General features: G+C 41.6%; 10 protein-coding genes. 9 read left to right on the forward strand and 1 reads right to left on the reverse strand.

The genetic code is table 11. The annotated features are described in order from the left end of the window. Positions 1-85: 85 nt before the first annotated feature. The 9 genes from rpsL to P3J6_RS05570 all read left to right on the forward strand — a co-directional run bounded on the left by rpsL (position 86) and on the right by P3J6_RS05570 (position 11721). Complete coding sequence (rpsL, locus tag P3J6_RS05530) at positions 86-460, forward strand: 30S ribosomal protein S12 (protein ID WP_002958885.1); 375 nt, start codon at positions 86-88, stop codon at positions 458-460. A 97-nt stretch (positions 461-557) separates the two neighbouring features. Next, a complete protein-coding gene (rpsG, locus tag P3J6_RS05535; RefSeq protein WP_010392135.1) occupies positions 558-1028 on the forward strand; it encodes a 30S ribosomal protein S7 in 471 nt (156 codons plus the stop codon). Between the two features lie 27 nt (positions 1029-1055). Next, on the forward strand, positions 1056-3170 hold the full coding sequence (fusA, locus tag P3J6_RS05540; protein ID WP_010392137.1) for an elongation factor G: 2115 nt from the start codon (positions 1056-1058) through the stop codon (positions 3168-3170). A 62-nt stretch (positions 3171-3232) separates the two neighbouring features. Continuing rightward, a complete protein-coding gene (gene tuf / locus P3J6_RS05545) occupies positions 3233-4417 on the forward strand; it encodes an elongation factor Tu (RefSeq protein ID WP_004589660.1) in 1185 nt (394 codons plus the stop codon). A 334-nt stretch (positions 4418-4751) separates the two neighbouring features. Next, complete coding sequence (locus P3J6_RS05550) at positions 4752-5552, forward strand: VOC family protein (protein ID WP_198522421.1); 801 nt, start codon at positions 4752-4754, stop codon at positions 5550-5552. A 116-nt stretch (positions 5553-5668) separates the two neighbouring features. After that, entirely contained in the window at positions 5669-6031 is a 363-nt protein-coding gene (locus P3J6_RS05555) for a hypothetical protein (RefSeq protein ID WP_054202577.1), read from the forward strand. Beyond that, positions 6031-8361, forward strand: a complete 2331-nt coding sequence (locus P3J6_RS05560) for a fatty acid cis/trans isomerase (protein ID WP_198522422.1) — start codon at positions 6031-6033, stop codon at positions 8359-8361. The genes P3J6_RS05555 and P3J6_RS05560 overlap by 1 nt, the downstream gene beginning before the upstream one ends. Before the next feature lie 116 nt (positions 8362-8477). Then, entirely contained in the window at positions 8478-10202 is a 1725-nt protein-coding gene (locus P3J6_RS05565) for a response regulator (protein ID WP_198522423.1), read from the forward strand. A gap of 67 nt (positions 10203-10269) precedes the next feature. Then, complete coding sequence (locus P3J6_RS05570; protein WP_198522424.1) at positions 10270-11721, forward strand: ATP-binding cassette domain-containing protein; 1452 nt, start codon at positions 10270-10272, stop codon at positions 11719-11721. Between the two features lie 6 nt (positions 11722-11727). Here the strand turns inward: P3J6_RS05570 and P3J6_RS05575 are convergent, their stop codons facing one another. Then, positions 11728-12606, reverse strand: a complete 879-nt coding sequence (locus tag P3J6_RS05575; RefSeq protein WP_198522425.1) for a TraB/GumN family protein — start codon at positions 12604-12606, stop codon at positions 11728-11730. Between the last annotated feature and the right edge of the window lie 38 nt (positions 12607-12644).

Below are 12644 nucleotides of genomic sequence, written 5' to 3' on the forward strand. Positions count from 1 at the left end.
ACTTGCACGTTTAATACATGCTCGTAAAACAAGGGCGGATTTTTTATTTTTTTCAGTAGTAATTTTAATTTCAGGAGCTATTTAAATGGCAACTATTAACCAGCTAGTGCGTAAGCCACGTCGTAGCAAGGTTACTAAAAGTAACTCAGCTGCGCTTAAAGCGTGTCCGCAAAAGCGTGGTGTATGTACTCGCGTATATACAACTACACCTAAGAAACCAAACTCGGCGTTACGTAAAGTAGCTCGTGTACGTTTAACTAACGGTTTCGAAGTAACTTCATACATCGGTGGTGAAGGTCATAACCTTCAAGAGCACAGTGTAATCCTAATCCGTGGTGGTCGTGTTAAAGATTTACCAGGTGTGCGTTTCCACACTGTACGTGGTGCACTTGACTGTGCAGGCGTAAGCGACCGTCGTCAAGCTCGTTCTAAATACGGTGCAAAACGCCCTAAAGGCTAATTGTATTCCGTTAGTAAGGCCAAGCACTAAATATTATTAATTATTGTTTTGGGTTATTGTTCCAAAAGGACAAACCTGAATAAACCGGAGATACAAAATGCCTAGAAGACGCGTAATAGGTCAACGTAAAATTCTTCCAGATCCTAAGTTCGGATCGGAACTTCTTGCAAAATTCGTTAACATCGTAATGTTAGACGGCAAGAAATCTACTGCTGAAAAAATCGTTTATGGTGCGCTAGACGTGGCTGCTGAGAAATCAGGCAAGTCGCACCTAGAAATCTTTGAAACTGCACTTGATAACATCCGTCCACAGGTAGAGGTTAAATCTCGCCGTGTTGGTGGTTCAACTTATCAAGTACCAGTTGAAGTACGTCCAGTACGTCGCAACGCATTAGGTATGCGTTGGTTAGTAGACGCTGCACGTAAGCGTGGCGAAAAATCTATGGGCTTACGTTTAGCTCAAGAAATCGTTGACGCTGCTGATAACAAAGGCACTGCGGTTAAGAAACGTGAAGACGTTCACCGTATGGCTGAAGCGAATAAAGCATTCGCTCATTACCGTTGGTAATCTGTCCTTAACCTTTAAGAGGATTTTATGGCACGTACAACTCCACTTGAGCGTTACCGCAATATCGGTATTTGTGCTCACGTAGATGCAGGCAAAACCACCACAACAGAACGTGTTCTGTTCTACACAGGTCTTTCTCATAAGATCGGTGAAGTGCATGATGGCGCTGCAACTATGGATTGGATGGAGCAGGAACAAGAGCGTGGTATCACAATCACTTCTGCTGCAACAACGTGTTTCTGGAAAGGGATGGACGCTCAATTTGACGACCATCGCATCAATATTATTGATACCCCAGGGCACGTAGATTTCACTATCGAAGTAGAGCGTTCTTTACGTGTACTAGATGGTGCGGTAGTTGTTCTTTGTGCTTCATCGGGTGTACAGCCGCAAACTGAGACAGTTTGGCGTCAAGCGAACAAGTACGAAGTTCCGAGAATGATCTTCGTAAATAAAATGGATCGCACGGGCGCTGACTTCTTAACGGTTGTAAGCCAGGTGAAATCTCGTCTTGGAGCAACGCCTGTTCCAGTCCAGCTGCCTATTGGCGCTGAAGACGACTTTAAAGGTGTTATTGACCTTATTAAAATGAAAGCCATTAACTGGAATGATAAAGACCAGGGTATGACTTTCTCTTATGAGGCAATACCGGCAGAACTTCAGGAACTAGCCGAAGAATGGCGCTCTCACTTAGTTGAAAGCGCTGCTGAAGCTACTGAAGAACTAATGGATAAATACTTAGAAGGTGAAGAGTTAAGCGAAGCAGAAATTAAAAATGCTTTGCGCCAACGCACATTAGCGAACGAAATTGTTCCCATGACGTGTGGTAGTGCATTTAAAAACAAAGGTGTTCAAGCTGTGCTTGATTGCGTTGTTGAATATATGCCATCACCAACACAAGTGAAACAAATCCAAGGTATCTTAGAAAATGGTACTGAGGAAGAGCGTCCTGCTGATGATAAAGCGCCGTTTGCTGCTCTTGCATTCAAGATTGCAACAGACCCGTTTGTTGGCACTTTAACCTTTTTCCGTGTTTACTCTGGTACTGTTAAACAGGGTGACGCGGTATATAACCCAGTAAAAAGTAAGCGTGAGCGTCTTGGTCGTATCGTTCAGATGCATTCAAACTCACGTGAAGAGATCAAAGAAGTCCACGCAGGCGACATCGCGGCGGCTATTGGTCTCAAAGACGTAACAACAGGTGAAACACTGTGTGATCCGAACTCTATTATTACGCTTGAGCGTATGGAGTTCCCAGAACCAGTTATCTCTGTTGCGGTTGAGCCTCGCACAATCGCTGACCAGGATAAAATGGGTATCGCGCTAGGAAAACTAGCTGCAGAAGATCCATCTTTCCGCGTACAAACTGACGAAGAATCAGGCCAGACTATTATCTCTGGCATGGGTGAACTTCACCTTGATATCATTGTCGACCGTATGAAACGTGAATTCAGTGTTGAATGTAACGTTGGTAAGCCGCAGGTTGCATACCGAGAAGCTATTCGTTCAACTGTTGAAGTTGAAGGAAAGTTTGTACGTCAATCAGGTGGTCGTGGTCAATATGGTCACGTCTGGCTTAAACTTGAACCGATGGATATTTCGGATGATGAAGCCCCAATTTACGAGTTCGTAAACGAAACCGTAGGTGGCTCAGTGCCGAAAGAATACATCCCTGCGGTAGACAAAGGTATCCAAGAGCAAATGGCTCAAGGTGTACTGGCAGGCTACCCATTACTTGGTGTTAAAGCGACTTTATATGATGGTTCATTCCATGATGTAGATTCGAATGAAATGGCATTTAAAATAGCAGGTTCACTGGCTATGAGACAAGGTGCGCTAGATGCAAACCCTGCACTTTTAGAACCAGTAATGAAGGTTGAAGTACTCACTCCTGAAGCAAACATGGGTGATGTAGTTGGCGACCTAAACCGTCGTCGCGGCATGATCGAAGGCATGGAAGATGCACTTGGTGGCCTTAAGCAAATTAATGCTGTGGTACCACTATCTGAAATGTTCGGTTATGCGACTGCTTTACGATCTGCAACACAGGGCCGTGCCTCATACTCTATGGAGTTTTTGAAGTACGCTGAAGCCTCTAAGCAGGTTGCAGATACAATAATTTCAGCTCGCGCTGTTATATGATTTTAGCTTGTCTGGCTCAATACTGAGTCAGGCTTTAATTTCTTTATTAGGAATTTTTTAAGATGGCAAAAGAAAAGTTTGAACGCGTAAAACCGCACGTAAACGTTGGTACAATCGGCCACGTTGACCACGGTAAAACTACACTAACTGCAGCAATCACTAACGTACTTGCAAAAGTATACGGCGGTGTTGCTAAAGATTTCGCATCAATCGATAACGCTCCAGAAGAGCGCGAGCGTGGTATCACAATCTCAACTTCACACGTTGAGTACGATACACCTACTCGTCACTACGCACACGTAGATTGTCCTGGTCACGCCGATTATGTTAAAAACATGATCACTGGTGCTGCTCAAATGGACGGCGCTATCTTAGTAGTTGCTGCGACTGATGGCCCTATGCCACAAACTCGTGAGCACATCCTACTTTCTCGCCAAGTTGGCGTTCCTTACATCGTTGTGTTCATGAACAAATGTGACATGGTTGATGATGAAGAGCTACTTGAGCTAGTAGAAATGGAAGTTCGTGAACTTCTTTCTGAATACGACTTCCCAGGTGATGACTTACCACTAATTCAAGGTTCTGCACTTAAAGCACTTGAAGGCGAAAAGCAGTGGGAAGACAAGATCGTTGAGCTTGCAGAAGCACTAGATTCTTACATTCCAGAGCCAGAGCGTGACATCGATAAGCCATTCATCATGCCTATCGAAGACGTTTTCTCAATCCAAGGTCGTGGTACTGTTGTAACTGGCCGTGTTGAAGCTGGTATCATCAACGTGAATGACGAAGTTGAAATCGTTGGTATCAAAGAGACTACTAAGTCTACTTGTACTGGTGTTGAAATGTTCCGTAAGCTTCTTGACGAAGGTCGTGCTGGTGAGAACATTGGTGCACTTCTACGTGGTACTAAGCGTGAAGACGTTGAACGTGGTCAAGTACTAGCTAAGCCTGGTTCAATCAACCCACACACAACATTCACTTCAGAAGTATACGTACTTTCTAAAGATGAAGGTGGTCGTCATACTCCATTCTTCAAAGGTTACCGTCCACAGTTCTACTTCCGTACAACTGACGTAACAGGTGACGTACAGTTACCAGAAGGCGTAGAAATGGTAATGCCTGGTGATAACGTTAAGATGACAGTAACTCTAATCGCGCCAATCGCGATGGACGAAGGTCTTCGTTTCGCTATCCGTGAAGGTGGCCGTACTGTTGGTGCTGGTGTTGTTGCAACTATCGTTGAGTAATCAACTGTTGTAATGCATTAAGCATTAAAAAAACCCGAGCTTAGTCTCGGGTTTTTTAATGCTTGAAGAAAAGTGATTAGCTATCAGCTTTTAGCTGCTCGGTACTAATGTAAGCTAAGTAGCCTGAGTTAGTATCAACCCCGAGTAGAAGCCAGCGGTTTAAGAACCTCTGAATATCTATAGTTTAATATTTGAGCGCTGTTTTTTCATAGAAGGGAATATGACTATACGCTAAAACTCAGTAAAGACATGTCTATTCATTGAATAGCTATCGACTCTTATAGACTATTAGCCTAAGCTAAAAATAGCTTAAATTTACAACAGGAAATGGGCGATGAATAATAAAAATAATTATCCGCAAGGTATATTTTGCTGGGCTGAACTGTGTACTCATAATTGGAAAGATGGAAAAGCTTTTTATACCTCGTTGTTTGAATGGGGGAATGACGACCAGCCAATTGGCGAAGATGAATATTACACAATGCTTCAAAAGCAAGGTGACGATATTGCTGCCATGTACCAAATGCCTAAAGAGCAAGTGGACGATTCCACACCTAGCTACTGGCTTACCTATATTGCAGTAGATGATGTTGATACATGTGCAATTAAGGCGCAAAAGCTAGGCGCGCAAATTATAGCAGGCCCTCACAATGTTATGGATGCAGGGCGAATGTTAATGCTTAAAGACCCAACCGGGGCCACCGTGGCGTTATGGCAAGGTAAAGAGCATATAGGATGTCAGCGCCCTTGTGAGCTCGGCACGCCTTATTGGCACGAAATGGCAACGCGTGATAGCGAAGCGAGCCGTCACTTTTACTGCGAATTACTAGGTTGGCAAAGTGAAATAAAGCCTATGGAAGGTATGGATTACACCTTGTTCTTAGTTGCAGGTAAGCCTGTAGCGGGCATGCTACAAATGAATAATGAGTGGCCAGAAGACGTGCCTCCCCATTGGATGATTTACTTTGCCGTGGATAACTGCGATAGCTATGTAAAAAAAGCGGCGATCCTTGGAGGGCAAGTGTGCGTACCTGCTACAGATATCCCTGATGTAGGGCGTTTTAGTGTTATTTGCGATCCTCAAGGGGCTGTTTTTTCTATGATTGAATCGGCAATGGATGATATTAAAGCTTAGTAATTAGCAATGCTTAGGATTAATTTTAGGCTTTAGTATGGTTATTTAGTCGCAGTAATTATGTGCTTTTTTGCTATAATGGCGGTAATTACACCGCCAGTCAGCAAGAGAGTCCAATGGAACTTGAACAAGATAGCAATTTAACCCTCCCTTTATTTATTCTAGATGAGACACTAAGTACGCGTGACTTAGCGCAGCCTGACGTGGAAATTTCAGTTATTTTAAGTGATGAGCTACTGACTCAGCTATGCCAAAATCCCAGTGCTGACAGTAGTATTGGCATAAGCATTACGGACTATGAATTGAATGTCATCAATTCAAGCTTTTCAAGTGTAGTGCAAAGCGAACATGACGCTCAACTAACGCTCACTCAAGGCCCTCTATTAAGCGCTGTAGTGACTACAGTTGATGAGCTGACATTCGTATCACCTCAAGTTGATATGATGCCCACGTTCGATTTGGGCGATGAGGCAGAGTAATGAAAAAGATCATTATAAGTACATTTGTACTGATTATTTTAAGTGGCTGTGCCTACCTCGGAAATGCTCATTATAACGAACTGTTTGGTCCCGAAAAAACACAAGCGCGTATTGTTGACGCTAATAGTGGTGATGGCGCCGAATTTCTTCAACATGTAAAGCCTGTAATAGATACTCGCTGCGTGGTTTGCCATGGTTGTTATGATGCGCCTTGCCAGTTGAAGTTGTCGTCTCCTGAGGGAATAGATAGAGGGCTAAGTAAAGAGCTGGTGTACGACGGTACTCGGTTGTTAGCCTCAACGCCGAGCCGACTATTATTTGATGCAACCACCACTGAGCAATGGCGTGAAAAAGAGTTTAGCCCGGTATTAAACGAGCGAGCACAAAATGAAGAAGCCAATTTAGCCGGTAGTGTGTTATTTAACACGCTGGTATTAAAGCAAAGTTCACCTTTGCCAGAAGATGAAGTATTAGATGAACGCTTTGATTTTTCGCTTAGTCGCAACCAAAGTTGTGCGACCATGGGTGAGTTTGACCAATTAGCGGATGAGCAACCGCATGCGGGTATGCCTTATGGCTTACCAGGGGTATCGGCTGCTGAATTTCAGCACCTACAAAATTGGATTAAAAAAGGCGGGAAAATGGCGCATATCAAGCCGCCATCAGCTGCTGAGCTTGCAAAGGTAAAAAACTGGGAAGCATTTTTAAATCAAGATAGTTTGAAGTATCAGTTATCAGCGCGTTATATTTATGAACATTGGTTTTTAGCGCATATCTATTTTAGTGATGCGCAATCACCAAACTTTTTTAAGTTGGTGCGTTCAAGCACTCCTCCTGGGGAAGATATTAAGTTAATTAGCGCTCGTCGCCCTTATGATAACCCAAATGTTGAGCGTGTTTATTATCGACTGCTTCACGACCGTTCTACTATTTTGTCAAAAACGCATTTGCCACTTAAGTTAACGGATGAGAAGTTAACGCGCTTATATCAGCAGTTCATCGCACCAAAATACACTGTATCTAGCTTACCAAGCTATGAGCCAGCACTTGCATCAAACCCATTTAAAACTTTTGAAGCACTGCCTATTGATGCTAAGTATCAATTTATGCTCGATGAAGCTGAGTTAATTATTATGGGCTTCATTAAAGGACCTGTTTGCCGTGGTCAAATAGCACTGAACGTGATTAATGACCATTTTTGGGTGGCATTTGCCGATCCTGAAAAAGTGGCGACTCCAGAGGTTGGTAAAATGCTAATGCAACATGAAGACGCATTAGAGTTACCAGCAGCCGAGGAGAGTAATGCGTTACCTATTTCTAACTGGGTAAAATACTCAGTTCGCGAAAAACGCTATTTAAAAGCCAAGGTAGAGCTAGCTAATAAAATGTTCAAAAATGGCGAGCACTTAACTACTGATTTACTGTGGAAAGGGGAAGGGCATAACCAAAATGCGGCGCTGACAATTTTTCGCCATTTTGATAGTGCAACAGTTGTAAAAGGGCTTGTTGGCCAGCAACCTAAAACGATGTGGGTACTTGATTATGCATTGTTTGAGCGTATTCACTACTTACTAGTGGCAGGCTTTGATGTGTATGGCAATATTGGCCATCAATTGATAACACGTTTATATATGGATTTTTTACGCTTGGAAGGTGAGCAAAACTTTCTTGCGTTATTACCAGAGTCACAACGCGAAGCTATTAAGCAAAGCTGGTATCGTAAATCACCGCCAAGTCTATCGACCTTTTTCGAAAATAACCGTGAGTTTAGTCAGCCCAGCGGTATTAGTTACCAAACTGATAAGCCACAATCAGAGTTATATGGATTAATTAAACAAACGCTTGAGCCGGTATTAAGTCCTCGTTATGACTATAAAAAAGTACCCGCACCATTAAGTGCAATTAACACCATGCCCGCTAAAGCAATTAACTTACTCCCGCAGCTATCGTATGTGTTAGTAAAAGAGCAAGATGAGCACAAGGCTTATACGATTATTCATCATAACGCGCATTATAATATTTCGAGCTTATTAAACGAAGACGGCCAGCGTGCTTATGAAGAAGATACCGTGACAATTGTGCCTGGTTTTATTGGTGATTACCCATCAGCAATTTGGTATTTAAATAACCCGCAACAAGTTGCTGCATTTGCAGAGCAGCTATCGCTTATGCAAGTAGAGGCGGATTATCGGGCTTTAAAGTCTAAGTTTGCGATTCGTCGAACGCACCCTCAGTTTTGGCAATATAGTGATATATTACATCACGTTGCCCGCCAGTATCGGGGGGTTGAATTTGGTATGTTTGATTATAACCGCTTAGAAAATCGTTAATGATATTGTAAGTAGCCCAGCTTTTTAGTTGGGCTTTTTTATATCTAATAATTAGTGAATTAACTGATTAACTTGCTACAGTTAGATTAAAGTGAAAATAAAAAGCAGCTTGGTTTATGTTTAATATTGTAAAGAGTATTCGCAAGCGTTATCGGTGGGCATTAATTGCTATTGCCTTGCTGATCAGCGTATCCGCACTACTCATGCAATACGTCTTTTCTGTGCAAAAATACGATGCGAAAATTATCAATATAGCGGGTAAGCAACGTATGCTGTCACAAAAAATAGCGTGGCATAGTAATGCGCTAATTAATCAAACAGCTAACAAAGAACAACACCTGAAATCGTTAGCCCACTCACTTGGGCTATTCGAGCAAGGACATACTTTTTTACTCACTAAAAATAAGCAAGGTGAGGCGATTTATTTAAATGCTGCTTTAGTTGATTTATATTATGCCGCCCCAGGTAACCTAGATGCCGAGGTATCTAGTTTTATAAAACAAGCAAAAAAATTACTGACCCAACAAGAACAAGCGAATCCCGTGATGTTTTCTGTGGGCGAGATTGAAGCATTATTAAAAAAATTAGACACCGCGGTGAGCTTATTTGAGCAGCAAGCGGTGACAAAGGTTAATTGGGTAGCCAATATTGAGCTGTTGTGTTGGTTTTTGACTCTAGCGTTATTGCTTCTAGAGTTAAGATTTGTGTTTATGCCAATGGAAAGGCAAGTTTTGCAGACCCTGCTTGAGTATCAACAACAAAAAGAATTTGCCGAGCAAGTCAGTCAGAATAAAGAACATTTTATTGCACGCGCCAGTCATGAGTTTAGAACTCCGTTACAGGGATTAATTAGTTCTATAAATGAATTAAGCATTCCCAGCTCGCAACAACAAATTCAGCGTCAAGCTCAGTATTGTTCTGTTAGGCTGCTAGCGATGTTAGATGAACTTCAAGATTTACAGGCGCTTAGTTTAAACCGTTGGTCATTAAAGCCGACCTCAGACAACCTACTAACAACTTTAAACAAAATACTGGCTGTGTATCAATATGGCTGTACTGAGAAAGGGTTAAAGTTAATTACCGAGTTAGCACCGAACTTAGACTGCGCGGTGATTGTAGATCACGCACGGCTACAACAAATTGTTTCTGAACTACTTAATAACGCATTAAAGTTTACTGAGCAAGGAGAGGTCACCGTCATTGCTACGCTCAATAACCATCAGTTAGAGTTAAGCATAAAAGACAGTGGTTGTGGCTTTAGCCACCAAATTGATCAGCTCGAATTAAACAACAATCAACAAAGTAACCATTTTCAAGGCCTTAGAACAGGGCTTACCCGCGTGCAATATATTGTTAATGCGCTTAATGGCGACATTCGTTTTGAGAATAATCATCCACAAGGCGCCATTGTATTTTTAAGCCTACCATTAGAGATGGACACAAGCGAAACTAAGCCAACGCGCTTGCCTGATGATCTTAAGTGTTTAGTGGTTGAAGATAACCCGCTCAACATGTTAGTTCTAACAAAGTTATTAAGTTCTTTGAATATACAGGTTGAATCGGCTGAAAATGGCAAAGTCGCTTGTGAAATGGCGGCTGAAAATAGCTATGATGTTATATTTATGGATTTAAATATGCCGGTTTTGGATGGCTTTGAAGCCACAAAGCTGCTACATGAAAAAGACAAAACACGACCCATTATTGTGGTTACCGCAAACACTTCTGATAGTGATATAGCTCGCGCTAAAGCTTGTGGAGCAATAAGTCATATTCATAAACCTATAGATCAGCAAAGTATAATAGCGGCACTAAACGATGCTCTTCTAACAGAGGTTGATTAAATCTCACTTGCCTAATTGTTATTTTGTACGTTAATTTGAATTTTTAAGCCTTATTTTGGGATCTAGTGTGCGCTCAATTTTACTTCAGCAATTTAATGGTTATTTATCCACCGGTGGCAGTAATCGCTATTATATTAAGGATTTAACTTGGCAAGTAAAACAGGGGGAACACTGGGTATTGCTTGGCGGCAATGGCGCCGGTAAATCTGCGCTTGGGGCTACGCTTATTGGTGAAGCCAAGCAACAAAGTGGGCAACGCCATAGTACTTTTAATAATCTACAGTTAGTTTCAAGTGATTTACAAAAGCAGTTATTAAGCGCTAATCGCAAAAGTGATAAACCACAAAAAGTAACCGACATACTCTTTTCTGCGCCTGAAATTAATCGCGATTTATGTCAACAGCTAATTACTGCTCTTAATTTTGATGCCTTACTTAATCGTAATTTTACTGATTTATCGACCGGTGAAACACGTAAATTATTATTGATTAAAGCACTGTCTGCTAATAGTGATTTAGTTGTGCTTGATGAACCATTTGATGGCTTAGACACTGAATCGGCTAGGCAGTTAAACCGCCTATTAAAGCAACTGAGTACGCACACTTGCTTTGTGTTTGTACTAAACCGTGTTGATGAAATTCCTGCGTTTGTTGATCACTTTGCTTATGTGAGCAAGGGTCTTTTACAACATAGCTTAGCAAAACCGTGCGCAGCAAAACGAGCCGATTTATTTAAGTTACTGCATTTAGAACATACATCTATAACTATTCCAGATTCACCCGAGCCTACTTTTATTTCAAATGTAAACGCGCCACTCGTTAAGCTTACTGATACGCATGTACGTTATGGTGAACAGACTATTTTTGAAAACTTAAACTGGACGATTAAGCAACACCAACATTGGCAACTTACCGGCAAGAATGGCTCAGGAAAAACCTGTTTATTAAATTTAATCACCGGTGATAACCCTCAGTGTTATAACAATGAGATTGAGGTGTTTGGTTTTAAGCGTGGCACAGGAGAGAGTATTTGGGATATAAAACAGCATATTGGTTATATCTCTAATACCTTGCATTTACAGTATAGAGTGAGTATTTCGGCGCTCAATACTGTTATCTCTGGGTTTTTCGATAGTATTGGTTTATATCAACAAGCCAGCGAGTTACAAATGCGGTTAGCGAAACAGTGGCTGGCATTAATTGGCCTAAGCGATAAAGCAAATTGCACTTTTACTCAACTATCGTATGGCGATCAGCGCTTATTACTGATTGTACGCGCAATGGTTAAACACCCCGCATTAGTTATTTTGGATGAGCCATGTTTAGGGCTTGACGAGGCAAATCGTCAACGCGTTTTACTGCTTATAGAAAAGGTGTGTGCGGCAAAAACGAGTACTGTTATTTATGTAAACCATCATGCAGCAGATGCCATTAAAGGGGTTGAACACACCCTAAAAATGGAAGACTTTAAACCAACTCATTATGAGCAGCAGGCGGCTCATAATGAGTCGATTATATAAGCTTGTTTATAACTGAGTCACTGTGAATCCTTGGTCACGCAGTTGTTTAATTAAGCCATGTTGCTCAACTAAATGCAGAGCACCTACAGCTATAAAAATATTGCCTTGTTCAAGTTTTGGGGTGAGCTGAGTGACCCAATTATTATTACGCTCAATTAGCATCACTTGTTCGCTTTGTTGGCCGTATTGGCTGTTATCAAAACTGGTGTGGTAGTAGCTGGTTAGGGTTTTCATATCGCCCTGCTTCCATGCATTTACTAGAGAAATAAAGTAGGTATTAATATCACTGAGTTGTTCAAAGGTTTCTGCCATCATAGCGTTGCTTAATGACTCTAAACCATTAAACATTTGTAGCTGCTGCTCTATGGTTTCAAGCTCTGCAATTTTAATATTATTCTGTTGGGCATAATCTAATACCTGCTTATCAATACCATTTTTATCTGAATAACCTGCGTTTTGAAACTCAATTTGCATCATGGTTAACATCACAGCCCAAGGTTTAAAGCTGTTGAACATGGCAATATCAATCGACTTTTTTGCAAAGTAGTCTTTCAGGAGTTGATAATTTTCTGTCGACAGCTCACTCTGTAGTGTGCGCCCGTTATTAAGCAGCATATACGGCATAGAGCGTTGCTGCATTTGTAAAGGTGATAGCTTACTAATATCCACTTCAACAACCACTTGCTTGCTGTTACCTAGTGCGTTAGTCACTTTTTGTGGTAGCCCTTTCATGCTGGCATCACCTACATGCACGGTGCCAAATAAATATGAACTAGCGCCTTGTTTTTCTATTTTGAATAGAGCTGGAGCTGGATAGCCATTCACACTAAATGCTAAAAAAACGAACGCCATCAATATATGACTGATACGCAATGACACTTTCATAAAGAATCCTAACCAAGTTAAAGTTGTTTTATAAATAC

This window comes from Pseudoalteromonas sp. 3J6 (assembly GCF_903995135.1).
Classification (GTDB): Bacteria; Pseudomonadota; Gammaproteobacteria; order Enterobacterales; family Alteromonadaceae; genus Pseudoalteromonas.

Bases quoted from the DNA above. Each gene is read 5' to 3' on its own strand.
- P3J6_RS05550 (WP_198522421.1), top strand. From the start codon at position 4,752: ATGAATAATAAAAATAATTATCCGCAAGGTATATTTTGCTGGGCTGAA.
- P3J6_RS05555 (WP_054202577.1), top strand. From the start codon at position 5,669: ATGGAACTTGAACAAGATAGCAATTTAACCCTCCCTTTATTTATTCTA.
- rpsL (WP_002958885.1), top strand. From the start codon at position 86: ATGGCAACTATTAACCAGCTAGTGCGTAAGCCACGTCGTAGCAAGGTT.
- P3J6_RS05575 (WP_198522425.1), bottom strand. From the start codon at position 12,606: ATGAAAGTGTCATTGCGTATCAGTCATATATTGATGGCGTTCGTTTTT.
- P3J6_RS05565 (WP_198522423.1), top strand. From the start codon at position 8,478: ATGTTTAATATTGTAAAGAGTATTCGCAAGCGTTATCGGTGGGCATTA.
- fusA (WP_010392137.1), top strand. From the start codon at position 1,056: ATGGCACGTACAACTCCACTTGAGCGTTACCGCAATATCGGTATTTGT.
- tuf (WP_004589660.1), top strand. From the start codon at position 3,233: ATGGCAAAAGAAAAGTTTGAACGCGTAAAACCGCACGTAAACGTTGGT.
- rpsG (WP_010392135.1), top strand. From the start codon at position 558: ATGCCTAGAAGACGCGTAATAGGTCAACGTAAAATTCTTCCAGATCCT.
- P3J6_RS05560 (WP_198522422.1), top strand. From the start codon at position 6,031: ATGAAAAAGATCATTATAAGTACATTTGTACTGATTATTTTAAGTGGC.